The sequence below is a fragment of the Bacteroides ilei genome, from assembly GCF_900128495.1.
GTDB classification, from domain to species: domain Bacteria; phylum Bacteroidota; class Bacteroidia; order Bacteroidales; family Bacteroidaceae; genus Phocaeicola; species Phocaeicola ilei.
Window position 1 is genome coordinate 3,479,633 of the sequence record NZ_LT635801.1, and the last position, 23,215, is coordinate 3,502,847.

Here is a 23,215-nt window from a genome sequence, read left to right on the forward strand (position 1 = left end):
CGGTTCTGTCCGCTTTTATTTTCTCATATAATCAGTTTTGCTGTGGAATATGTACTGTATCTGCCGTTTCAGGCTCCAGAGTGGCCGTACAAGGTCAAACCAGGGAAAGATGCAGCACATGTTTTCCTGCAGGTCTTTTGCCGTATGGTGGAATACAGTCATTTCGCAGATAAAGCGGACAAGCCATAGCAAGAGGATGATTCCTGCAAAAATCCATTGCTGGGTGTATATGGAAGTTATGATTCCGGCAAGTGATGTCAGATGGAACAGGCCACAGGTCCATGTCTCTATACTGTTCAGCAGTCTTGCCGTGCCTTGGTAATAGTGTCCGGTTACCATCCTGCCTATCTTTTCCTCCAACCAGATTCGTTTATATGGCGGTACAGGCATACGTACAATGCTATCCGGTTCTATTGCGACTCTTGTGTTGCGTTCATTGGTTACGGCATTGATGAACAGGTCGTCCTCTCCCCGTTGCAGCTGCAGATGGTCGGAGAAACCTTTGTGCTTTTGATAGGTACTTTTACGGTATGCCAGGTTTCGTCCGATGCCCATGTAAGGGCTTCCGGCAATGGCTCTTCCCAGGTAACGTACCGACAGGAAGAACATATCCAGAACAAGAGTTTTGGCAAACCAGCCCTTCTTTGGCATGAAGTTGCTGTATCCTAATACAATGTCGGTATGTGGAGTCATTTGTCTGGCCAGGCTTCGCAGCCATTGGTTGCTTACCGGGCGGCAGTTGGGTTCGGTCACAACCAGCCATTCGTTGCGGCTTGCCCGTATACCCATGGCAATACCCAGTTTTTTACGGCTTACGTAACGTGCTGTTTCGGGGATGAAGGTATGATATAGGTTTTTATACTTCTGCTCCAGCAGTTTCAGAATATTTTCATCTTCTCCTGCCGACTTGTCGTTGACTACAATGACTTCGAATTCAGGGTAATCCTGTTCCAAGATAACAGGAAGGTTCTCTTTTAATGCATTACCCGAGTCTTTGGTCACAATAAGTACCGATAAAGGTGGCAGTTCTTCGGATATATCTTTGAGCGGGTTTTTGCAGCGTTTATGGATTTTGTTGTAGATGGAGAAAATGTAAATGAGCTGGATGATAAACAATATGCAGCATATTCCTGTCAGAATACAGGTTTCGGGGTAAAAATCGAATGTCATCATTGTTTTTTGTTTCTAAAACTCTGCAAAAATAGAGCATTTTTTCGATTCCGGTATAACTTCTGTCTGAGAAAATGAGAATCATAACCGATAGAAGATAGAACAGGGAGAAGGATATTTACCGGTGATGTGTCATCCGGTAAAATCCTTCTCCCGTCCAAGTTTATCTGATACTTTATTTGGAATCCGTTTTTCTAGATCAGTTCATCCGAAGTATAGCTTTTGGGAAGCTCACGGCAATTATAGCAGGATGCCATGATTTCACCATAGGCGCCAGCCGAACGCAGTGCAATCAGATCTCCGCGCTTGGTCTTGTTCAGATCGATGGCCTTGCCGAATACATCCGACGATTCACAGATCGGCCCCACTACATCATATGTTTCCGAAGGTTCTTCCGAGGTGATGTTTTCAATCTTGTGGTATGCCTGGTAGAGAGCCGGCCGGATCAGGTCGGTCATACCTGCATCAACGATTACGAATTGTTTGTTTGTACCCTGTTTTACATAGGTGACTTTGGTAATGAGACTGCCACACTGTCCAACTACCGAACGTCCCAGTTCGAAATGTAATGTCTGTTGTGGACGCAGTTTCAGGTGCTTGTGATAAGTGGCGAAATATTCGGCGAAGTCAGGAATCGGGCGGCGGTTAGGATGAGCGTAGTCTATACCCAGACCCCCACCTACATTGATGTGTTCTACGATAATCTGTCGGGCATACAGCTTTTCCTGCAGTTCGTTTATACGGTTGCAAAGAGCTACGAAATCGCCCATGTCCAGAATCTGGGATCCGATGTGGAAATGCAGCCCTACAAATTTGACGTTTCCCATTTCCAATGCCAGGTCAATGACATGATCCATATCTTCCATGCTGATACCGAATTTGTTCTCAGCCAATCCGGTTGTGATGTTTGCATGGGTGTGTGCCCCTACATTCGGATTGATGCGGAAGGCCACACGTGCAATCTTGCCTTTGGCTGCAGCCAGTTCGTTGATGACTTCCAATTCGGGGATAGATTCTACGTTGAAGCAGAATATGTCATAATCCAGTCCCAGATTGATTTCCTTGTCGGTCTTTCCTACACCGGCATAGACAATCTTGCTGGGAGGAAATCCGGCTTTTATGGCGGCTTTGATTTCGCCTCCGCTTACACAGTCCACGCCCAGTCCGCTTTCGCGTATGATGTTCAGTATTTTAGGATTGGCATTGGCTTTGACAGCGTAATGTACACAGAATTTGTTGTATTTGCCGCTTTCTGTACGGATAACGTTCAATGTATCACGCAGCAGGTTCGTATCGTAATAGTAGAACGGAGTTTCCAGCGTACGGAATTGATTAATAGGGAATTTTCCTTTCATAAAGTTGTTTTTTGTATTGATATGATATAAGAAGCTAAAGCGGATGACGCGACTCAAGGAATCGTACCATCCGCTTTGCAAAGTATCTTTTTCCCCAGCGGAATGTTATCCGCCGTTGCTATATTATTTATGGTTAAATAATGTATCGCTTAAAGATTGGAGCGCTTTCTTTTTGTCTGCTTCACGGATCAGGAATGAGATATTGTAATTGCTGCCTCCGTATGAGATCATACGTACCGGAATATCACGCATGGCATCCAGCGCCTTAGCTTCGAATCCTACATTTTCCCATTCCAAATCACCTACAACACAAACGATACACATGTCGTGGTCTACCGTTACGGTTCCGTATTTTTTCAGATCGTTTACAATTTCGTTGAGGTGTTTTGTATTGTCTATCGACATCGATACGCCCACTTCCGAAGTGCAGACCATATCAATGGCGGTCTGGTAGCTTTCGAATATTTCGAATACTTTACGCAGGAATCCGTGTGCCAGCAACATACGGCTTGATTTGATCTTGATGGCTGTTATATTGTCCTTTGCGGCAACGGCTTTAATCTTGCCTTTTTCTGTTTCATTTGAAATCAGTGTTCCGGGAGCAGTCGGTTCCATCGTATTGAGCAGACGTACCGGAATGTTTGCGTATTTGGCCGGCTGTACACAGGTAGGATGCAGGATTTTGGCGCCGAAGTAAGCCAGTTCTGCAGCTTCCTCGAAATGCAGGTGGCGTACCGGTGAAGTTTTTTCAACTATACGCGGATCGTTGTCATGCATACCGTCGATGTCTGTCCATATCTGGATTTCGGATGCATTTATCGCTGCACCTATCAAAGATGCGGTATAGTCACTTCCGCCACGTTGCAGGTTGTCGACTTCGCCGTAAGCGTTCCGGCAGATAAATCCTTGTGTAATATAAATTTCGTAATCAGGATTTGCTTCCAGCTGTGCCTGCAATTTTTCACGGATGTAGTTCAAGTCCGGTTCGCTGTTCTTGTCTGTACGCATGAATTCCAACGCAGGGATCAATACGGCTTTCACTCCTTGTTCCTGCAGGTAATTGGTAACCATGTTGGTTGAAATGATTTCACCCTGTGCCAGGATTACTTTTTCTTCGAACAGGGTAAATATATCTTTGGTATAGGAACGGATATAGTCGAACACTGATTTCACGAATTCCAGAGTCTTCTGTTTGTATTCTTCAGTAGAATAGAGTTCATCAATATGCTGCTTGTATTTAGCTTCCAGCTTATTGATGATGTCATTAGCACCTTCTGGATTTTTCTTGTACAGATAATCCGAAATTTCTACCAATGTATTGGTTGTCCCTGACATGGCAGACAGGACTACAATCTTCTGTTCGCCGTCAGTAATCAATTTGGCAACATCTTTCATTCTCTGTGCCGAGCCTACCGATGTTCCTCCAAACTTTAAAACTTTCATTTCTGGTTTCGAATTTTAATTGTTCTAAAATATATTGTTTTCTTTATTATTTGCGCAAAGATACAAAGTTTTTTATCTACTTTTTAACTTTTAAAAGTAAAATCTCTGTCTTTTCGTTTTTTTAGTATTCTGTCGTTTCTGTCAGGTGGTGGTTTGCGCAACAGAATACTTTACCTGGATATTCTTTCAGCAGGTTGAGGTTATGGGTAGTCATGATGATGGCAGAACCTTGCCGGCAGATTTCCCGGAGCAGTTTGACGATGTTTTTTCCTGTTTCTACGTCCAGGTTTCCGGTAGGTTCGTCGGCCAGTATAATCTCGGGTCTATTCAGGATAGCCCGTGCGATGACGATACGCTGTTGTTCTCCTCCTGAAAGTTCATTGGGCATTTTATAGCCTTTATTTTCCATACCTACCAGCTTCAGAACTTCTTCAATACGGTTTTCGATGTCGTTTTTCTGTTTCCATCCGGTGGCCTTCAGTACGAATTGCAGGTTGTCGTGCACGGTACGGTCGGTCAGAAGCTGGAAATCCTGGAATACGATACCAAGTTTTCTTCTCAAGGCGGCGATATGTTTGCGCTTGATGGTACGCATGTTGTATCCCAACACGGTAGCTTCTCCTTCGGCTATTTCCAGTTCTCCGTATATGGTTTTCAGGAATGTTGATTTTCCGCTTCCCACTTTGCCGATCAGATAGACAAATTCTCCCTTTTCCAACTTGAAGTCCACACCTTGAAGGACAGTCAGTTCCTGCTGGTTGATCGTCACTCCTTTATATAAGATAAGAGGTAGTTCTGTCATGCCGGTAATGGTTTAATGTTTTTTCCAGGTGTCACTGTGACGTTCTTTCAGTTCTCTTGCCAGATCTTCTATGCGATAACCTTTCGATGTCAACAGCACTATCAGGTGGTAAAGCAAGTCGGCTCCTTCATAGATAAGACGTTCATCGGTTCCGTTGCAGGCCTCGATGACTGTTTCTACGGCTTCTTCACCTACTTTCTGTGCCATCTTGTTCACACCCGACTTGAACAGGCTGGTGGTGTATGACTTTTCCGGCATTTCCTGGTGACGCTTGTCGATAAAGTCTTGCAGTTCTTTCAGAAACATAATATCCTGTTCGTTCTTTTCTCCCCAGCAGGTATCTGTGCCAGTGTGACATACTGGTCCGTCGGGATGTACTTTGATCAGCAGAGTGTCATTGTCGCAATCATTTTGGATGGAAACTACATGCAGAAAGTTTCCACTCTGTTCGCCTTTAGTCCACAGACGTTGTTTGGTACGACTGTAGAAGGTGACCTTTTGAGTTTCCACTGTCTTTTCATACGCTTCCTTATTCATGAATCCTAACATCAATACCTTTTGTGTATAGCTATCTTGGATGATGGCCGGAACAAGTCCGTTCATTTTGTCAAAATCTATTTCCATTGTATATTGTTTAATTGTTCTGTTATCACGTTTAAATTCTTACATTAATGCCTTCTGCACGAAGATACGACTTTAAATCGGGAATCTGTATTTCACCGAAATGAAAAACACTGGCAGCCAGTGCGGCGTCGGCTTTTCCGTAAATAAATGTATCCTTGAAGTGCTCTTTCTTTCCGGCGCCGCCTGATGCGATAACCGGGATAGAGAGTGTATTGCTGAGAGTGGCCAGTGCTTCATTGGCATATCCGTTTTTCACTCCGTCATGGTCCATGCTGGTGAACAGGATTTCTCCGGCACCGCGTTCGTTGGCTTCTTTTGCCCAGTCGAACAGGTAACGGTCGGTTTCCACACGTCCGCCGTTCAGATAGCACTTCCATCCATTTTCCGTTTGGCGGGCATCGATGGCCACTACGCATACTTGCGAGCCGAAATGACCCGCTATTTCATCAATCAGTTTCGGATTTCTGATGGCTGATGAATTGATTGACACTTTGTCGGCTCCGGCGCTTAGCAGACGGTCCACATCACTTAATTCATGGATCCCTCCACCAACCGTGAACGGAATACTGATATGGGCGGCTATGCGCTTTACCAGATCGGTAAAGGTCTTTCGGCCTTCAAAACTGGCGGTTATGTCAAGGTATACCAGTTCGTCGGCACCCTGGTCACTGTAAGCCTTGCCCAGTTCGACGGGATCGCCCGCTTCACGGAGGTTGACAAAATTTGTCCCTTTAACGGTTTGTCCGTTTTTGATGTCAAGACAGGGTATAATTCGTTTTGCTAGCATAATCTTTCATGTTTAGAGATAGCAGACCAGATCCTTGAGTGAGATTCTGCCTTCATATAAAGCCTTTCCGAACACTACGGCCGGGATTCCTGCTTCGTCCAGCTTCCGGATATCGTCCAGACTGCTTACTCCACCGCTTGCTATCAGATGCAGGTCGGGAAATTCCGTAATGATATCCTTATAAAGTGGAATGGAAGGACCTTCCAGCATACCGTCACAACTGATATCGGTACAAAGAACTTTGGTAACACCTTTTTCTGTATAGCTTTTTAGAAATGGCATCAGTTCCATCGGACTTTCTTCTTTCCAGCCATTTACCGCTATCCTGTTGTCTTTGACATCGGCTCCCAATATGATTTTTTCACTGCCGTATCGGGTAAGCCAGGAGTTGAACAATTCCGGATCCTTTACTGCTACACTTCCGATGGTAGCCATCTGGGCCCCGTTTTCGAAGGCGATGACCAGGTCTTCATCACTTTTTATACCTCCACCGAAATCAATAATCAGTGAAGTGTGTCCGGCTATCTGGTCGAGTATCTTATAGTTGATGATATGATGTGAAGCGGCTCCGTCCAAGTCGACAATGTGCAGACGGCGTATGCCATGAGCCTCAAAATCCTTAGCTACTTCTACCGGATTTTCATTATATACTTTTTTTGACCCGTAATCGCCTTGTGACAGGCGTACGCATTTACCGTCGATGATGTCGATGGCCGGAATAAGTTCAATCATATTCAATCGTATTAACTAATTATTTTATTTATAGTTCCAGAAAGTTGGTCAGTATCTTTTCGCCTGTTTTCCCGCTCTTTTCAGGATGGAACTGGGTGGCGTAGAAATTATCCTTGTGCAGCGCAGAGCTGTAAGGAAGTATATAGTCGGTCTGTGCAGCGGTAAATTCGTTCAGAGGTACATAATAGCTATGTACGAAATATACGAACTCTTCCTTGTCGAAACCTTTGAATAGTCCGCTGTTGGTTTGGTCAATTGTATTCCACCCCATGTGCGGTACTTTGTCTTCGTGGCGTTGCGGGCGGAAGCGTTTCACATCTGTGTCGAATATACCTAGGCAGTCTACATTGCCTTCTTCCGAATGTCTGCACATCAGCTGCATCCCTAGGCAAATGCCTAGTACAGGTTGTTTCAACTCTTTTATCAATGTGTCCAAATTGTTGGCGTGCAGGTATTCCATGGTGTTTTTGGCTTCACCTACACCGGGAAATATTACCTTGTCGGCTTTCTGCAATGTTTCCCGGTCGGCAGTGATTACCGGTTCCACCCCTAAACGGCGGAGAGCGTAATCGACCGAAAAGATATTGCCTGCATTGTATTTTATGATGGCTACCTTCATTCTTTTTTGTTTGTTTCTTGGAAATGCAAAAATAACTAATTATTGTTTACTTGCTAGTATTTATAACAGAAAGTTATTCTTTTACTTGAAGCTCTGACAAGTTATTGGTTTTTTATGCACTTTGAATTGAATGTTTCGGATCAATAAGAAGAAAGCGGAAAGAAAATTTTCAATCAGCTATTGCAGGTTAAAAAAAATGTTGTACCTTTGCATCCGCAATCGGGAAAGATTGCAAGTGAAACCAAAACATATTGGTGCGTTAGTTCAGTTGGTTAGAATACATGCCTGTCACGCATGGGGTCACGGGTTCGAGTCCCGTACGCACCGCTGAGGATGGTTCCGTAGCTCAGCTGGATAGAGCAACGCCCTTCTAAGGCGTGGGTCCTGCGTTCGAATCGCAGCGGAATCACATGATATAAGGAAGTTCCAAGCTTGAATAAGTGGGGACTTCCTTATTTTTTAGCCCTTTTCTTTGTGTACCTTTTATTAAAGGTATTTTCACGAATATCTTTTCGGATACCGGAATAATATACTTAGAATCGATACAATGCCTAGTACCATAGGGTAATAGAGGTATCCGATGATGCTGAGCGGTGACAGGTGGGTGAGTTCTGCGGCTATCAGCATCTGTGCACCGTAAGGGATAATTCCTTGTATGACACATGAGAAAGTATCTAATATACTGGCGCTTTTCCTTTTATCTATTCTATATTTTTCAGCGATGTTGTTGGCTAACGGGCCTACGGTTATGATGGCAATGGTATTATTTGCCGTACAGAAGTTGGCCAGACTTACCAGAGCGGCTATACTGAATTCTGCTCCACGTTTGTTTTTTACATGTCGTGTCAGTTTGCGTATGATATAGTCAATTCCTCCGTTGAAGCGGATCAGTTCCAGCATGCCTCCAGCCATCAAGGTAATGATGATGAGTTCCCCCATACCCGTCATGCCTTCTCCCATGGCATTGAACCATCCGAAGATATCGAAACTGCCGTATATTATTCCGATAATTCCGCTGGAAATAATACCTAACAGCAATACCAGGGTTACATTCATGCCGGCAACGGCTGTTCCTAATACGATAATGTAGGGGATAACCTTGATCCATTCAATGTTCTGTACCGCAGCTGTGGTTTCAATCTGCATGCCATAAATGATATAGTATCCGAAAACCAGCAAAGCGGCAGGAAGGGCTATCATAAAGTTGACTCTGAATTTGTCGCGCATCACACAGTTCTGTGTACGCGTAGCGGCTATGGTTGTATCGGATATAAAGGAGAGGTTGTCTCCAAAGAAAGCGCCTCCTATTACCAGGGCTGTCATGAAGGGGAGATCTACCCCTGTTTTCATCGCGATGCCTGCAGCTACCGGAGTGAGGGCCACGATGGTGCCGACCGATGTCCCTATTGATAATGATATGAAGCATGAAGCCAGGAAAATGCCGGCCAGCAGCAAATTGTCGGGCAGTAGGGTCAGTGTAAGGTTGACTGTGGCATCAATGGCTCCCATGGCCTTAGCCGATTGTGCAAAAGCACCTGCCAGGATGAATATCCAGATCATGATCATGATATTTTTGTTGGCAGCCCCTGATGAATATTGGAAAATGCGGTCGTTGAGGCTGAGTCCTTTGGTGGTAGCCACAGCATAGACCGATGCCACAAGAAATGCTATTGTAATGGGTACCTTATAGAAATCATTGACTATAAGTGATGTTATCAGGTATAGGCAGAGGAATACTACAAGCGGTGTCAGTGCCCATCCGTTAGGTTTGTTTGTTATCGTTGTGAGTTTGTTCGAATTCATTCTTGAAGTTCTTTTGTTTGTTTTGCAGTGGGTTTGGCTTGTGGCCTGTAAGATAAACAGTTGCAAAGATAGCGTTTTATACACAGACATCAAGGGGGAATGTCCTTTAAAATGAAGAAGTGGAATGATGCTTTCAAGGGAAAATTGAAAGGGTATAGACTCCGAGGAAATGCCGGTTATGGCTTTGGTAGTCTATACCCTTTTTGTAATGTGTTATGATAGAAAAGGATAATTTTTTCTAGAATCGGATTACAAGGTTACGCCAGTCTTGAAAATGGCTATTTCACGGTATCCTTTCTTTTCGTTGTTCACCCATTCGCCGCTTGCTACACGGATAACATAGTCGATAAAACGTTTACATGTTTCTTCCATCGGTTCATGTTCTACGATAACACCTGCATTGAAGTCAATCCATCCTGGTTTATGGGCAGCCAGACGTGAATTCGTAGAAATTTTCATGGTAGGTACATATGTTCCGAACGGCGTTCCTCGGCCGGTTGTAAACAATACCATGTGACAGCCGCATGAAGCCAATGCAGTAGCGGCTACTAAGTCGTTTCCTGGAGCAGACAGCAGATTCAGTCCTTTGGTCTGCAGGCGTTCACCATAAGGCATTACCCCTGATACATAACTTTTCCCGCATTTCTGGGTACAGCCCAACGCTTTTTCTTCAAGGGTGGAGATACCGCCAGCCTTGTTACCCGGTGAAGGGTTTTCACCTACAGGTTCGCCATGTGACAGGAAATACTCTTTGAAGTCATTTATCAGGTGTACAGTTTTGTCAAACAGTTCCGGAGTCTTGCAGCGGTTCATCAGGATAGTTTCAGCCCCGAACATTTCCGGAACTTCTGTCAGTACTGAAGTTCCTCCTTGTGCAATCAGAAAATCGGAGAACATGCCTAACAACGGGTTTGCTGTAATGCCGGAGAAACCATCGGATCCACCGCATTTCAATCCGACACGAAGTTCGGACAATGGAATATCTACGCGTACATCCTGTTTGCATTTGGCGTACAGTTCACGCAATATCTTCATACCTTCTTCGAATTCGTCATCCACTTTCTGTGCTACTAGGAACTTGATTCGCTCTTCATCATACTTTCCGATGAATTCGCGGAAAATATCGGGTTGGTTGTTTTCGCATCCCAATCCTACTACCAGTACAGCTCCTGCATTAGGGTGGAGCACCATGTCACGCAGTATCTTTTTTGTATTTTCATGGTCATCGCCCAGCTGTGAGCAACCGTAATTATGCGGGAACGCCATGATGGCGTCGATACCTTCTTCATTGGTTTCACGGCGAAGAGCCTCGGCGAGCTGGTTTACAATGCCGTTTACACAACCTACGGTAGGGATGATCCATATTTCGTTACGGATTCCCACATCACCGTTCTTACGGCGGTATCCTTTAAACGTAAGGTTTTCCTGTGGAATATCCAGTTTTACCTCTACCGGATTATAAGTGTAGTCCAACAGGCCAGCCAGGTTGGTCTTGATTTCTTTTTCACAGATCCAACTCCCTTGCGGCACCTCTTTGATGGCGTGTCCGATGGGGTAACCATATTTGATGATGTTCTCACCCTCCTTGAAGTCCTTCAAGGTTACTTTATGACCTGCGGGGACATCTGTCTTGAGTGTGATTTCCTGTCCGTCTACATTGATGGTTTCGCCGGCTTTCAATGCCGAGATGGCTACAGCTACGTTGTCTGCCGGATTGATTTTCAAATAAGTTTTTTCCATAAGTTATTATGTTAGTATGATTTCTGGGTTAGTCATTGTTTCGGTGTGCGTCAAGATAAAAATCTATGTTATCTATAGACAGCAGGTTGATGGGCATATAATTACACTCCTTGACCTTCTTTTTCAGGATGAGGTGGTTGCATAGGCTTTCCACACAGCTATATCCCTGTAAGGTTGGTTGTTGGGCGATGATAAAGTCAATCAGCCCTTCTCTCAGACAGGCTACATTCCTGCCCAACAAGTCGTATCCCATCAGGTGGAAGTCGTGTCTTTCATGCTTGAGCATATATTCGCCTATGATGTAGGCTTTTGAATTGAAGGTAATGCCATAATGGATATCAGGATGTTCTTGGAAAAAACGGTCCAATATCCCTTCATCTTCTTTCGGCTGTTTGGCGTATAGGTTGAGTTCCATTATCTTTATATGTGGGTTATGTTCCTGCATAAAAGTCTGGAAACCTTCTTCCCGTTTGAGCTGTTGGCTGGAACCGAGTCTTCCCTCGTTAATTTGTCTGAATATTACCAGATCGGAGCTGTCACGCATCAACATTTGCATGATACGGGCTGCAAAATATCCGCTTTGGCGGGCATTTTGTCCGTAAAATGTGAGAGGCTCCAGTCGGGGAATATTGAAGTCAATAAAGACATAAGGTATTTCTTGTGCTTTTAGCCTGCGTATCACTTCTTCAGTTTCGGGTTCGATGGTAGGGACAATGATGTATCCGTCCGGTTGGACTTCCGTCAGTATGTTGCTGGCCGCCACGAATGCACCGAACTCATATTGGTCGTAATATTCCGTTATCAGTGAAATCTGGAAGTCCGAAAAGGCTTTCATTGCCTGTTGCATTCCGTTCTCCACATCTTCCCAATAATCGCCTGCCGAGTGCGAGGGCAACAGGCAGGCAAATGTGTATTTTCGGTTCGATGCAAGGGCGCTGGCATACATGTTCGGCTGATAGTCGAGTTGTTTCAGTATTTCTTCTACTTTTTTCCGGCTGGCTTTTGAAACTCCCGACCGGTCATGAAGTACGCGGTCCACAGTTCCTACGGATACTCCGGCAAGCTGTGCTATATCCTTGATTCTTACTCTTTCCGATTGCTTGTTCATAGACCTTTCTATACCTTAATTTATATGCTGTGGCAGCATTTGATTGCCTATTAAAAAAAATCGATACAAATATATAACTTTTTTTGGTATTTCAAAAATAAATCGTACCTTTGTGTGCGTGCACAAAATGGATATTCCAATAAAATGTCAAGATTTGGAATAAGTTGGCACCCGGAAGGATTTTTCAAACAAACTTATTTTATAAATAGTAAAAAAATAATCTACAATGGGAAAAATTGTTACTTTAGGCGAAATCATGTTGAGACTGTCAACTCCTGGAAACACTCGTTTTGTTCAGTCTGATAATTTCGATGTTGTTTACGGTGGTGGTGAAGCAAATGTTGCGGTAAGTTGCGCTAACTATGGTCATGATGCATATTTTGTAACAAAATTGCCGAAACATGAAATCGGTCAGGCTGCAGTAAATGCTTTGCGTAAATATGGTGTGAAGACAGATTTTATCGCTCGTGGTGGCGACCGTGTAGGTATCTATTATTTGGAGACGGGTGCGTCTATGCGTCCTAGCAAGGTTATTTATGACCGTGCCCATTCTGCAATTGCTGAGGCTGATCCTTCTGATTTTGATTTTGACGCTATTATGGAAGGAGCTGACTGGTTCCATTGGTCTGGTATTACTCCGGCTATTTCCGATAAGGCCGCTGAACTTACCAAATTGGCTTGTGAAGCTGCAAAACGTCACGGTGTGACTGTGTCTGTCGACTTGAATTTCCGTAAGAAATTATGGACAAAGGAAAAAGCCCAGTCAATCATGCGTCCTTTGATGAAATATGTTGATGTTTGTATAGGTAACGAGGAAGATGCCGAACTTTGCTTGGGATTCAAGCCGGACGCTGACGTAGAAGGAGGTAAGACTGATGCTGAAGGATATAAAGGTATTTTCAAGGCTATGGCCAAGGAATTCGGGTTTAAATATGTAATCTCCACTTTGCGTGAATCTTTCTCTGCAACTCATAATGGATGGAAAGCTATGATTTATAACGGTGAAGAATTCTATACTTCAAAACGTTATGATATCAATCCGATTGTAGACCGTGTAGGTGGCGGTGATTCATTCTCTGGTGGTATTATCCACGGTCTGTTGACTAAACCTAACCAAGGTGCGGCTTTGGAATTTGCAGTTGCAGCTTCTGCATTAAAGCATACTATCAACGGCGACTTCAATCTGGTTTCTGCAGAAGAAGTTGAAGCTTTGGCTGGTGGTGATGCAAGCGGTCGTGTACAGAGATAATTAATATGAAAGAAAAATAACTAAGGTTATAGAAAATGGCTAAATTTGACAAAATCGCAGTGTTGGAAAAGATAGGATCAACCGGTATGGTTCCTGTCTTCTATCACAAAGATGTAGAAATTGCAAAGAAAGTGGTTAAGGCTTGCTATGATGGCGGCGTACGTGCTTTCGAGTTTACTAACCGTGGTGACTTTGCTCATGAGGTATTTGCCGAAGTGGTTAAGTTCGCTGCAAAGGAGTGTCCTGAAATGGCAATGGGTGTAGGTTCTGTAGTTGATCCTGCTACGGCTGCGTTGTACATTCAGTTAGGGGCTAATTTCGTGGTAGGTCCGTTGTTCAATCCTGAAATTGCAAAGGTATGTAACCGTCGTCTGGTTCCTTACACTCCGGGTTGTGGCAGTGTATCAGAGGTAGGTTTCGCACAGGAATTGGGTTGCGACCTTTGTAAGATTTTCCCGGGTGATGTTTTGGGTCCTAAATTGGTGAAAGGTATGTTGGCTCCGATGCCATGGTCTAAGTTGATGGTTACAGGCGGTGTTGAACCGACTCAAGAGAACTTGACTTCATGGATTAAAGCTGGTGTATTCTGCGTAGGTATGGGTTCCAAGTTGTTCCCGAAAGATAAGGTAGCTGCTGAAGACTGGGCTTACATTACTGATAAATGTAAGGAAGCTTTGGGTTATATAGCAGAGGCCCGCAAATAAATTTTCTGAAAAAGTTCATTTTGTTTAAAGGTGTATAAAGTGAGAGCGTCGGATGCATGGTGACATACATTCCGACGCATTCTCTTTTTATAGACCTTGTGCTTTATTTTTTTGCAGGACAGAAGCGGTTGGTATTTGACATGTAGGATAGAGATGGCTCATAGAAATAAAGTGAGTAAGGGAATGCTTATTACCGACAGTAGAGTGGTAAGGAATGTTCCTTGTGCCATGGTGGTTTCACCCTTGCCGTATTGGATGCAGAATAATGTTCCGTATGAGGCTACAGGCATGGCGCAAAGAATGGTGTTGATGTCATTTATAGTGGAGTCTACACGGCACAGGCGTGAGAGGTATAGAATGATCAGTGGAACAATGATTAGCCGTAAAGCGGCCATCAGGTAGATACCGGTTGATCCGAACATGCGTTTGATAGGGATTTGCGCTATTGATGAACCGATGATAAGAAGGGCCGAAGGTACCGTCATGTTTCCCAGGAGAGTGAAGGGGGTACTTATTACATTGGGAAGCTTATATCCGGTAGCCACAATTAGGATGGATAAATAAGAGGCTATCATGGCGGGGCAGTACAATGTGTGAATATCGAATTTCATTTTGTCTTTTCCACCGCTTACAAAAAGAGTTCCGAAAACAAATATCAATAGAGTGCTTGGGAAGTTCAGGATGCTGGCATAGAATACGGCGTTGGCTCCGAATATGGATGCTACGATGGGGTAGCCGATAAAGCCTACATTGCCGAAGGCAAGCATAAAGCTGTAAATTCCTCTTTCTTCTGTTTGGATGGGCAGGTATCGTGGAATAAGAAAGGCTCCCAGAATAAGTAGGACATAAGTGGCAAAGCCAACAATCAACAGGGGGAGGATAAGATGTTTGTCGGGGAGTGTGTCGCCCATTACAGAAGAAAGAATCAGGCAGGGGCAAGTTACGTTGATGACAAACGTTGATAATTTCCGGTCAAAGTCGGAGTCCATCATCTTTTTCTTGGTCAGAAAATATCCGACGATGACAATGATGAACAATATGATCATCTGTGAGACAATTGCGTTCATAGAGCTTTTTTTAAGTTGTTTCTGAAAAAACTACATTAAATTCCGGCTGCAAAGTTAACGCTTTATTTTGTATACCTGTTCTACTGGTTTATTGGATTTTTATTGTCTGGCATAAGGAATGTTTTATTAAAAACAGTTTTTGATAAACGGGCCTGTATTCTTGTCCAATCGGGAATTGTAGAGGATGAATATAAAATAATTGGGCTCTTGTTTGGAATCTTTTTCATATACTGGCTGATACTTCTTTTAAAAATGCAGATATAGTGTCGAGTTCCTTGTTGTCGAGTTCTGTATCCCATTCCAAAGTGATGGTACCGGCAAATTGACGGTCTGGAAGATTTTTCCAGACTAATTTGATCCGGTCTTCCCAGTAAGTGTTTTTTTCCTGGAATTTTCGGATTGCCTTTTTCAGGCATTCATTTGTGGTATTCGATTTTTCTTTAGCCAATGTGAAGAGGCAATTAACTTTTACCAGTCCGTCTTTCGGGGATACGATGAACTGACAGATGGTTTGGTTTACAGCCAGGCTAAACTCGTTTGTAAGTTTGCTTACATCGGCTGTTCCTCCTAACATGAGATAAAGTCTACGGGCATCGTCGGCCAGAACTTTGCTTCTCTGCCGGTTACAATATTTCCAGTATCCTAGTGTTGCGATGATAATGGCACATATGATCAGGTCTATGTAATTGCTGGTGAATCCCAAGCTATAACATGCAATCAGTACAATCGCTGCCACCAATATGATGAGAATGGATATTCGGGTCTTTTGTTTCATGAGTTTGGTTTGATAGGATGAATTTGTATAATGCAAATGTAACAATTCAGTGAAAATATACAAGTCTTTATGCTTCTCTTTTTATTTAATGACCGTACGATTCTTTTGTGGATGCAACGTTTCTTTGTTCTCTAATAAAATTAAATATGTCCTGAATATTAGCTTAAAATGTTTTTTGAATATGTATTTTTCTTATAAATTTGCAACCTAATTTTAGGGCACATAGGTCTATGTGTTATGGTGCATAGGTCTGTATGATTTTGAAGAGAATAAAACAATAATAAAGTATGAGTAAAAAATTTACTGAATATTCACAACTTAACCTTTCTGATGTCAACAAGGAAGTGCTGAAGAAATGGGATGAGAACGATGTTTTCTCCCGTAGTATGACTGAACGCGAGGGACATCCGTCGTTCGTATTCTATGAAGGTCCTCCTTCTGCAAACGGTATGCCGGGTATCCATCATGTGATGGCCCGTACTATCAAGGATACTTTCTGCCGCTTCAAGACTATGAAGGGATTTCAGGTAAAGCGTAAAGCCGGATGGGATACACACGGACTGCCGGTAGAATTGGGTGTGGAAAAGGCTTTGGGTATTACTAAAGAGGATATCGGTAAAACCATTTCTGTAGCTGAATATAACAGACATTGCCGTACGGATGTGATGAAGTTTACCAAGGAATGGACTGACCTTACCCACAAAATGGGGTATTGGGTCGATTTGGATAATCCGTACATTACTTATGATAACCGTTACATCGAGACCTTGTGGTGGTTGCTTCAGCAGTTGTATAAGAAAGGTCTGTTGTATAAGGGATATACCATTCAGCCGTATTCACCTGCAGCCGGAACAGGTTTGAGCTCACATGAGCTGAACCAGCCAGGATGCTATCGCGATGTGAAGGATACGACTGTAGTCGGACAATTTAAAATGAAGAACCCGAAGCCGGAAATGGCTCAATGGGGTACTCCTTATTTTATAGCATGGACAACTACTCCATGGACTTTACCTTCGAATACTGCTCTTTGTGTAGGCCCGAAGATAGATTATGTGGCAGTGCAGACCTATAATGGCTATACAGGAGAAAAAATGACCGTAGTATTGGCTAAGCCGTTACTTTATGTTCATTTTAATAAGAAAGCCGAAGGTATTGCGTTGGAAGATTACAAGCCTGGAGATAAGCTGATTCCGTTCAAGGTAGTGGGTGAGTACAAGGGTACTGATCTGGTAGGAATGGAATATGAACAGCTTATTCCTTGGGTAAAACCAGTAGAAACAGATAAGGACGGCAACTGGAAGGTGGCTGTAGATAAGGCTTTCCGGGTAATTCCGGGTGATTATGTCACTACTGAAGATGGTACCGGAATAGTTCATATTGCTCCTACATTCGGTGCCGATGATGCCAATGTAGCCCGTGCCGCAGGAATCCCGTCGCTGTTTATGATAAACAAGAAGGGTGAAACCCGTCCGATGGTGGATTTGACAGGAAAGTTCTATCTTTTGGACGAGCTTGATGAAACATTTGTAAAGGAATGTGTGGATGTAGACAAGTACAAGGAATATCAGGGACGATGGGTAAAGAATGCTTATGATCCTCAGTTTACTGTCGACGGTAAGTACGATGAAAAGGCTGCTCAGGCTGCTGAATCTCTCGATATCTATATCTGCATGATGATGAAGCAGAATAACCAGGCATTTAAGATTGAAAAGCATGTACACAACTATCCGCATTGTTGGCGTACAGACAAACCGGTATTGTACTATCCGCTTGACAGTTGGTTTATCCGGTCTACCGCTTGTAAGGACCGTATGATCGAGCTGAACAAGACTATCAATTGGAAACCGGAATCGACTGGCTCTGGACGTTTCGGTAAATGGCTGGAGAATTTGAACGATTGGAATCTGAGCCGTTCCCGTTACTGGGGTACTCCACTGCCCATCTGGCGTAGCGAAGACGGTGAGGAAATCTGTATCGGTTCGGTAGAGGAATTGTATAACGAGATAGAAAAGTCGGTTGCCGCAGGCGTTATGACTGAAAATCCGTACAAGAAACTAGGTTTCGTTCCGGGGGTATATACAAAAGAAAATTATGATAAAATAGATTTGCATCGCCCGTATGTGGATGATATTCTTCTGGTATCAGCTTCGGGTAAGCCGATGAAGCGTGAAACAGATCTGATTGACGTATGGTTTGATTCTGGTTCTATGCCTTATGCACAGTTGCACTATCCGTTCGAAAATAAGGAACTTGTGGACAACCGTACTTATTATCCGGCCGATTTTATTGCAGAAGGGGTAGACCAGACCCGTGGATGGTTCTTTACGTTGCATGCTATTGCCACTATGGTATTCGATAGTGTTGCTTATAAGAATGTGATTTCAAATGGTCTGGTGCTTGATAAGAATGGCAATAAGATGTCTAAACGTCTGGGTAACGCTGTCGATCCATTCAGCACTATTGAAAAATATGGTTCCGATCCATTGCGCTGGTATATGATTACCAATTCGTCACCGTGGGATAACCTGAAGTTTGATACAGATGGTGTGGACGAAGTACGTCGCAAATTCTTTGGAACGTTATACAATACTTATTCGTTCTTTGCATTGTATGCTAATGTAGATGGTTTTACATATGCGGAGGAAGATGTTCCGATGGAACAGCGTCCGGAGATTGACCGTTGGATTCTGTCTCTATTGAATACCCTGATTAAGGATGTGGACGCATGTTATAACGACTATGAGCCTACTAAAGCCGGTCGTCTGATTACTGATTTTGTGAATGATAATCTAAGTAACTGGTATGTCCGTTTGAACCGTAAGCGTTTTTGGGGAAGTGCTATGTCACAGGATAAACTTTCGGCTTATCAGACATTGTACACTTGCCTGGAAACTGTGGCTAAGTTGATGGCACCTATTGCTCCGTTCTATGCCGACCGGCTGTATATGGATCTTGTCAGTGTGACTGGTCGTGATAAGGTTGTATCGGTGCATCTGGCTGATTTCCCGGTAGCCGATGAAAGTTTGATCAATAAGGAACTGGAGGCCCGCCAGCAGATGGCACAAGATGTCACTTCCATGGTATTGGCTTTGCGTCGTAAGGTAAATATCAAGGTACGCCAGCCGTTGTTGTGTATCATGATACCGGTTGTAGACGAAGAACAGAAACATCATATTGACGCTGTGAAAGACCTTATCATGAACGAAGTCAATGTGAAGGAGGTTAAACTGGTGGACAGTGCTTCGGGTATTCTGGTAAAGAAGGTGAAGTGTGACTTCAAGAAATTGGGTCCGAAGTTCGGTAAACAGATGAAGGCTGTAGCTGCGGCTGTAGCCGGTATGTCTCAGGATGCTATAGCTGAACTGGAAAGACAGGGTAGTTATACTTTTGATCTTGACGGTACACCGGCGGTGATAGAGGCAGCCGATGTGGAAATATTCAGTGAAGATATTCCAGGATGGCTGGTTGCCAATGAAGGTAAACTTACTGTTGCTCTGGAGGTGACTATTACCGAAGAACTGAGACGTGAAGGCATTGCCCGTGAATTGGTGAACCGTATCCAGAATATCCGTAAGAACAGTGGATTTGAGATAACTGACAAGATTAACATTGTTTTATCGAAGAATCCTGATACAGATGCGGCTGTAGAAGAATATAAGTCTTATATTTGTAACCAAGTATTGGGTGGATCACTTACATTGGCCGATGAAGTTGCCGATGGGACAGAATTGAACTTCGATGATTTTTCACTTTGTGTAAAAGTAACAAAATTGTGATATGAACCAATTCCCCGAAGTTTTTCGGGGAAACTATTATTAACTTAAAACTTTAAACCTATGGCTGAAAAGACAAGATATTCTGACGCTGAACTCGAGGAATTCCGCGCCATTATCATGGAAAAACTTCAGCTCGCTGAACGCGATTATGAGAAGCTGAAAAGCAGTATTATGAATCAGGACGGAAACGATACCGACGATACATCACCTACTTATAAAGTGCTGGAAGAAGGTGCCAACACATTATCGAAGGAGGAGACGACACGTCTGGCTGCACGACAGCTGAAGTTCATTCAGAATCTGCGGGCTGCTTTGGTACGTATTGAAAACAAGACTTATGGAATCTGCCGTGAAACAGGTAAGTTGATTCCTGCAGAAAGATTACGTGCCGTACCTCATGCCACATTGAGCATTGAAGCGAAGCAGCATGCTAAAAAATAAATGATAGCTGACCATTAGTGTCCCGTTAAAATCGGGACAAATTAATATTAATCAAACAATCCCGGAAAAAGGGAAGAATTGAGTTCTTTGACATCGTTGAAATTAGTCTTATCAAACAGTTCCTTAAGGCATGTTTTGTCCGTAAGAGAAATGCTTAGAATTTGTAGAACTTCATATGTTGACCGTTCCAGTTGCATATCATGTTGCACTATAGCAACAAGGCAATAACTGATAATGGCAGTACTGATTTGGATTCGAACAGCGTTCTCCGTAGTACCCCAAAACTTCTTAATTTTGAGGTGCTGCTTTAGCCATTTGAAGAACAACTCAACCTGCCAGCGGTTTTTATACAGTTCGACGATTTCAAGTGAAGTGAGATGAAAAGCATTGGTAAGAAAGACAAACTCTCTATCCTGATTTTCGTCTCTGTACTTCACTAAGCGCAACCGCTCAGGATACTTCTGCCGAGTGATTATGTCGGTAAGTTCTATTACAGAATCGGTAAGTACATTCTTTGGCAATCTGCGTCTCCATCGGATACATTTAAACTGTAGATTCTTCTTGGCTCTCACCACAAAGAAAGACTCGTGCAAATGTATCTTATAGAGTTCTTTGAAGGCATTGTAACCACGGTCAAACACATAGTAAGACTCTGATTCATAAGGAATATACTTCATTGCTTTTGAATCGTGGACAGATGCTGTAGAGAAGTGGAAGTATGCTGGGACTTGTGCTTCCAAGTCATACAACACATGAGCTTTTACACCACCTTTCTTCTTACGAAACTTGGCCCACCAAAAGATAGACAGACATAAAGGTATTGTCGTAGAATCGAAAGCATACACATGCCCTTTCAACTTAAAAATATCTGTTGCCTGTTTTTTCCGAGCCTGTTCCATCATGAAGAATGCAAAGTCTTCAAAGATGCGGTAATCTCGATTTTGGTTGGCTGAAGCAAATGTCGTTTTAGCAATAGGATTCCGTCCTATTCCAAGATGATAGCATTTGGTATGATGCGCTTCCAGCGCCACGACTACATCGCGTAAACTTTCACGATTACTAAGCTGACCAAACATCAGTGCAAGAAGTTGGTTCCAGCACGTGAATGACTTGACATACCGATTGCCATTGTATTTGTCAACTAAGTGGCGAAACTTATCTTTATCAAGAAATTCTACCAATTGGGCAAAGATATATTTGTTTTTGTTCATATGCAGTCTATCTTATAGACTACAATGTAGCAATTTCAAATCGTCGCACCCTAAAAATGCTTGTAAAAGACTATATTTCAACTATTTCAAAGACCGATTCCCTTTTTTAACGGGACAGTAGTGATAGCTGACATTTGTCATTCAGATTTTGGGGGATGAAACAAGCATAATTCCGCTTGAAAAAGCGTCTATGTTTTCTGATACCGTTTTCTGGATGACAAATGTTTTAATGGAACTACACTTAATTATGAAGAAATTTTTTACGCAAGGACGACTGGCGGCTGTAATTGTGGTAGCGGTATTGGTTATCGACCAGATTATTAAGTTTGCGGTAAAAACCCATATGTGTCTGTATGAGAGGATACATATTACCGATTGGTTCTATATCTATTTTACGGAAAATAATGGTATGGCTTTCGGCATGGAGGTTTTGCCTAAACTGTTTCTGACATTGTTCCGTATCGTTGCTGTAGTGCTGATTACATGGTATTTGTATAGTCTGACTAAACGTGTGGAGAAGGTGAAGACGGGTTATATGGTATGCCTGGCTTTTATTCTGGCTGGTGCTATTGGTAATATTATCGACTGTGTCTTTTACGGTGAGATTTTCAGTCAAAGTACACCTGGGACGGTAGCTGGTCTGGTACCGTGGGGACACGGTTATGGAGAATTGCTTCATGGTAAAGTGGTGGATATGTTTTATTTCCCAATTATTGATACATATTGGCCTGATTGGGTTCCTTTCTGGGGAGGGGAACATTTCATCTTTTTCAGTCCGATTTTCAATTTTGCCGATGCTTCAATCAGTTGTGGTATCATTGCTTTACTGATTTTCTACGGTAGTTATCTGAACAAGAATATACCCGGATCAAAAGAAACGAAAAAATGAGAAAATTGTTTGGCTATATCTGTGTCGCTGCTTTTTTGACTGGAATGGGGGCTTGTGGCAAGAAGATTCCTGATGATATTATACAGCCGGGTGATATGGAAAATCTGTTGTATGATTATCATCTTGCTTCTGCTATGACAGGTTCTTTACCGTATGATGAAACATATAAGAAAGATGCATATTTTAAATATGTTTTTCAGAAACATCATGTTACCGAAGCCGAATTTGATTCTTCGATGGTGTGGTATACCCGCCATAGTGATGTGTTGTCTGATATCTATACCCGGTTGAAAGGACGGTTTGAGGACGATGCCAGAAATATGAAAACTCAAGTAGCGAAACGTGATAACCAGATTGATGTCTCCATGTCGGGTGATACGGTTGATGTGTGGCAAGACCGTACTTTATATTGGTTGACAACTTCTTCGCTAACCAATAAGATCTTGTTTGATTTGAAAGCAGATACCAGTTTTCGTACACGTGATGCAATGGTTCTGACGGCCGACTTTCATTTTATGCCGAAGACTGTAAGTTCTGGTGGACGTGCCGTTATAGGGTTAAATTTCTATTTTGATAATGATAGTGTGCAAGGTATTACCCGGACTATAACAGCTTCCGGACCACAGCGGCTGTATTTGCGTCCGGACTCGGCTTTTACAATACGTAATATCAGCGGATTCGTTTATTATTCGAATGAGAAGAATGTTGAGGGTAGTCTGCTTGTCAACGATATTCACTTGACACGTTATCATATGAAGTCCCCGGCCACGATCGTTTCGGCCGATTCATTAATACATACAGCTGATAGTGCAACTGTACGCCCGACCGATTCGATATCTCCTGTCAAGATAGATACAGTGCACAAACCTTTGCATATGTCTGGAAGACAGGTACGGTTACAGGAAAGATAAATGCAGATT

At 43.1% G+C, this 23,215-nt stretch carries 20 protein-coding genes and 2 tRNA genes; 8 read left to right on the forward strand and 14 right to left on the reverse strand.

The window, feature by feature from the left end; genetic code table 11:
• Positions 1-15: 15 nt before the first annotated feature.
• From BQ7489_RS14910 to hisH, 8 genes are all read right to left on the reverse strand, one after another.
• Positions 16-1,173 carry a glycosyltransferase gene (locus BQ7489_RS14910; protein ID WP_072531716.1) on the reverse strand — a complete coding sequence of 386 codons (1,158 nt, stop codon included), beginning with the start codon at positions 1,171-1,173 and terminating at the stop codon, positions 16-18.
• Between the two features lie 191 nt (positions 1,174-1,364).
• Positions 1,365-2,525, reverse strand: a complete 1,161-nt coding sequence (gene lysA, locus BQ7489_RS14915) for a diaminopimelate decarboxylase (RefSeq protein WP_072531717.1) — start codon at positions 2,523-2,525, stop codon at positions 1,365-1,367.
• 123 nt (positions 2,526-2,648) lie between these two features.
• Complete coding sequence (locus tag BQ7489_RS14920) at positions 2,649-3,968, reverse strand: aspartate kinase (RefSeq protein WP_072531718.1); 1,320 nt, start codon at positions 3,966-3,968, stop codon at positions 2,649-2,651.
• A 121-nt stretch (positions 3,969-4,089) separates the two neighbouring features.
• Positions 4,090-4,770 carry a cell division ATP-binding protein FtsE gene (locus BQ7489_RS14925; RefSeq protein WP_072531719.1) on the reverse strand — a complete coding sequence of 227 codons (681 nt, stop codon included), beginning with the start codon at positions 4,768-4,770 and terminating at the stop codon, positions 4,090-4,092.
• A 12-nt stretch (positions 4,771-4,782) separates the two neighbouring features.
• Complete coding sequence (hisIE, locus tag BQ7489_RS14930; RefSeq protein ID WP_262483202.1) at positions 4,783-5,409, reverse strand: bifunctional phosphoribosyl-AMP cyclohydrolase/phosphoribosyl-ATP diphosphatase HisIE; 627 nt, start codon at positions 5,407-5,409, stop codon at positions 4,783-4,785.
• A gap of 16 nt (positions 5,410-5,425) precedes the next feature.
• On the reverse strand, positions 5,426-6,181 hold the full coding sequence (gene hisF / locus BQ7489_RS14935) for an imidazole glycerol phosphate synthase subunit HisF (RefSeq protein WP_072531721.1): 756 nt from the start codon (positions 6,179-6,181) through the stop codon (positions 5,426-5,428).
• A 12-nt stretch (positions 6,182-6,193) separates the two neighbouring features.
• Positions 6,194-6,913, reverse strand: coding sequence for a 1-(5-phosphoribosyl)-5-[(5-phosphoribosylamino)methylideneamino]imidazole-4-carboxamide isomerase (hisA, locus tag BQ7489_RS14940; protein WP_072531722.1), 720 nt, complete (start codon positions 6,911-6,913; stop codon positions 6,194-6,196).
• A 28-nt stretch (positions 6,914-6,941) separates the two neighbouring features.
• On the reverse strand, positions 6,942-7,532 hold the full coding sequence (gene hisH, locus BQ7489_RS14945) for an imidazole glycerol phosphate synthase subunit HisH (protein ID WP_072531723.1): 591 nt from the start codon (positions 7,530-7,532) through the stop codon (positions 6,942-6,944).
• 253 nt (positions 7,533-7,785) lie between these two features.
• Here hisH and BQ7489_RS14950 point away from each other — a divergent pair.
• Both BQ7489_RS14950 and BQ7489_RS14955 read left to right on the forward strand, forming a co-directional pair.
• Positions 7,786-7,859 (forward strand) — tRNA-Asp (locus BQ7489_RS14950).
• Between the two features lie 8 nt (positions 7,860-7,867).
• Positions 7,868-7,941, forward strand: a tRNA-Arg gene (locus BQ7489_RS14955).
• Positions 7,942-8,030: 89 nt separating this feature from the next.
• On the opposite strand, the gene BQ7489_RS14960 is transcribed toward BQ7489_RS14955, so the two are convergent.
• The 3 genes from BQ7489_RS14960 to BQ7489_RS14970 all read right to left on the reverse strand — a co-directional run bounded on the left by BQ7489_RS14960 (position 8,031) and on the right by BQ7489_RS14970 (position 12,183).
• Positions 8,031-9,335 carry a Na+/H+ antiporter NhaC family protein gene (locus BQ7489_RS14960; protein ID WP_072531724.1) on the reverse strand — a complete coding sequence of 435 codons (1,305 nt, stop codon included), beginning with the start codon at positions 9,333-9,335 and terminating at the stop codon, positions 8,031-8,033.
• Between the two features lie 249 nt (positions 9,336-9,584).
• On the reverse strand, positions 9,585-11,075 hold the full coding sequence (locus BQ7489_RS14965; RefSeq protein ID WP_072531725.1) for a UxaA family hydrolase: 1,491 nt from the start codon (positions 11,073-11,075) through the stop codon (positions 9,585-9,587).
• A 28-nt stretch (positions 11,076-11,103) separates the two neighbouring features.
• Positions 11,104-12,183: a LacI family DNA-binding transcriptional regulator gene (locus tag BQ7489_RS14970; RefSeq protein WP_072531726.1), complete on the reverse strand. Its 1,080-nt coding sequence runs from the start codon at positions 12,181-12,183 to the stop codon at positions 11,104-11,106.
• Positions 12,184-12,409: 226 nt separating this feature from the next.
• Between BQ7489_RS14970 and BQ7489_RS14975 the strand changes: the two genes are divergently transcribed.
• Both BQ7489_RS14975 and BQ7489_RS14980 read left to right on the forward strand, forming a co-directional pair.
• Entirely contained in the window at positions 12,410-13,432 is a 1,023-nt protein-coding gene (locus tag BQ7489_RS14975; protein WP_072531727.1) for a sugar kinase, read from the forward strand.
• A gap of 35 nt (positions 13,433-13,467) precedes the next feature.
• Positions 13,468-14,136, forward strand: a complete 669-nt coding sequence (locus tag BQ7489_RS14980; protein ID WP_072531728.1) for a bifunctional 4-hydroxy-2-oxoglutarate aldolase/2-dehydro-3-deoxy-phosphogluconate aldolase — start codon at positions 13,468-13,470, stop codon at positions 14,134-14,136.
• A gap of 158 nt (positions 14,137-14,294) precedes the next feature.
• Here BQ7489_RS14980 and BQ7489_RS14985 read toward each other — a convergent pair whose 3' ends face one another.
• Positions 14,295-15,203, reverse strand: coding sequence for an AEC family transporter (locus BQ7489_RS14985; protein ID WP_072531729.1), 909 nt, complete (start codon positions 15,201-15,203; stop codon positions 14,295-14,297).
• A 223-nt stretch (positions 15,204-15,426) separates the two neighbouring features.
• Positions 15,427-15,978, reverse strand: a complete 552-nt coding sequence (locus BQ7489_RS14990) for a hypothetical protein (protein WP_162617823.1) — start codon at positions 15,976-15,978, stop codon at positions 15,427-15,429.
• A 287-nt stretch (positions 15,979-16,265) separates the two neighbouring features.
• Here BQ7489_RS14990 and ileS point away from each other — a divergent pair, with 287 nt between their 5' ends.
• Positions 16,266-19,754, forward strand: a complete 3,489-nt coding sequence (ileS, locus tag BQ7489_RS14995) for an isoleucine--tRNA ligase (RefSeq protein ID WP_072531731.1) — start codon at positions 16,266-16,268, stop codon at positions 19,752-19,754.
• A gap of 60 nt (positions 19,755-19,814) precedes the next feature.
• Positions 19,815-20,195: a TraR/DksA family transcriptional regulator gene (locus BQ7489_RS15000; protein ID WP_072531732.1), complete on the forward strand. Its 381-nt coding sequence runs from the start codon at positions 19,815-19,817 to the stop codon at positions 20,193-20,195.
• Positions 20,196-20,242: 47 nt separating this feature from the next.
• Here BQ7489_RS15000 and BQ7489_RS15005 read toward each other — a convergent pair whose 3' ends face one another.
• The gene (locus BQ7489_RS15005) at positions 20,243-21,406 is read right to left on the reverse strand and encodes an IS4 family transposase (protein ID WP_072529666.1); all 1,164 of its coding nucleotides are present in this window, start codon (positions 21,404-21,406) and stop codon (positions 20,243-20,245) included.
• Positions 21,407-21,653: 247 nt separating this feature from the next.
• Here BQ7489_RS15005 and BQ7489_RS15010 point away from each other — a divergent pair, with 247 nt between their 5' ends.
• Together BQ7489_RS15010 and BQ7489_RS15015 are read left to right on the forward strand one after the other, a co-directional pair.
• Positions 21,654-22,295 carry a lipoprotein signal peptidase gene (locus tag BQ7489_RS15010; RefSeq protein WP_072532224.1) on the forward strand — a complete coding sequence of 214 codons (642 nt, stop codon included), beginning with the start codon at positions 21,654-21,656 and terminating at the stop codon, positions 22,293-22,295.
• The gene (locus BQ7489_RS15015) at positions 22,292-23,206 is read left to right on the forward strand and encodes a DUF4296 domain-containing protein (protein WP_072531733.1); all 915 of its coding nucleotides are present in this window, start codon (positions 22,292-22,294) and stop codon (positions 23,204-23,206) included. Before BQ7489_RS15010 ends, BQ7489_RS15015 begins: the two co-directional genes overlap by 4 nt.
• The last annotated feature ends 9 nt before the right edge of the window (positions 23,207-23,215 follow it).

What these genes read in the sequence shown, in the direction of transcription:
- BQ7489_RS14910 (WP_072531716.1), bottom strand. Translation starts at nt 1,173, where the DNA reads ATGATGACATTCGATTTTTACCCCGAAACCTGTATTCTGACAGGAATA.
- lysA (WP_072531717.1), bottom strand. Translation starts at nt 2,525, where the DNA reads ATGAAAGGAAAATTCCCTATTAATCAATTCCGTACGCTGGAAACTCCG.
- BQ7489_RS14920 (WP_072531718.1), bottom strand. Translation starts at nt 3,968, where the DNA reads ATGAAAGTTTTAAAGTTTGGAGGAACATCGGTAGGCTCGGCACAGAGA.
- BQ7489_RS14925 (WP_072531719.1), bottom strand. Translation starts at nt 4,770, where the DNA reads ATGACAGAACTACCTCTTATCTTATATAAAGGAGTGACGATCAACCAG.
- hisF (WP_072531721.1), bottom strand. Translation starts at nt 6,181, where the DNA reads ATGCTAGCAAAACGAATTATACCCTGTCTTGACATCAAAAACGGACAA.
- hisA (WP_072531722.1), bottom strand. Translation starts at nt 6,913, where the DNA reads ATGATTGAACTTATTCCGGCCATCGACATCATCGACGGTAAATGCGTA.
- hisH (WP_072531723.1), bottom strand. Translation starts at nt 7,532, where the DNA reads ATGAAGGTAGCCATCATAAAATACAATGCAGGCAATATCTTTTCGGTC.
- BQ7489_RS14960 (WP_072531724.1), bottom strand. Translation starts at nt 9,335, where the DNA reads ATGAATTCGAACAAACTCACAACGATAACAAACAAACCTAACGGATGG.
- BQ7489_RS14965 (WP_072531725.1), bottom strand. Translation starts at nt 11,075, where the DNA reads ATGGAAAAAACTTATTTGAAAATCAATCCGGCAGACAACGTAGCTGTA.
- BQ7489_RS14970 (WP_072531726.1), bottom strand. Translation starts at nt 12,183, where the DNA reads ATGAACAAGCAATCGGAAAGAGTAAGAATCAAGGATATAGCACAGCTT.
- BQ7489_RS14975 (WP_072531727.1), top strand. Translation starts at nt 12,410, where the DNA reads ATGGGAAAAATTGTTACTTTAGGCGAAATCATGTTGAGACTGTCAACT.
- BQ7489_RS14980 (WP_072531728.1), top strand. Translation starts at nt 13,468, where the DNA reads ATGGCTAAATTTGACAAAATCGCAGTGTTGGAAAAGATAGGATCAACC.
- BQ7489_RS14985 (WP_072531729.1), bottom strand. Translation starts at nt 15,203, where the DNA reads ATGAACGCAATTGTCTCACAGATGATCATATTGTTCATCATTGTCATC.
- BQ7489_RS14990 (WP_162617823.1), bottom strand. Translation starts at nt 15,978, where the DNA reads ATGAAACAAAAGACCCGAATATCCATTCTCATCATATTGGTGGCAGCG.
- ileS (WP_072531731.1), top strand. Translation starts at nt 16,266, where the DNA reads ATGAGTAAAAAATTTACTGAATATTCACAACTTAACCTTTCTGATGTC.
- BQ7489_RS15000 (WP_072531732.1), top strand. Translation starts at nt 19,815, where the DNA reads ATGGCTGAAAAGACAAGATATTCTGACGCTGAACTCGAGGAATTCCGC.
- BQ7489_RS15005 (WP_072529666.1), bottom strand. Translation starts at nt 21,406, where the DNA reads ATGAACAAAAACAAATATATCTTTGCCCAATTGGTAGAATTTCTTGAT.
- BQ7489_RS15010 (WP_072532224.1), top strand. Translation starts at nt 21,654, where the DNA reads ATGAAGAAATTTTTTACGCAAGGACGACTGGCGGCTGTAATTGTGGTA.
- BQ7489_RS15015 (WP_072531733.1), top strand. Translation starts at nt 22,292, where the DNA reads ATGAGAAAATTGTTTGGCTATATCTGTGTCGCTGCTTTTTTGACTGGA.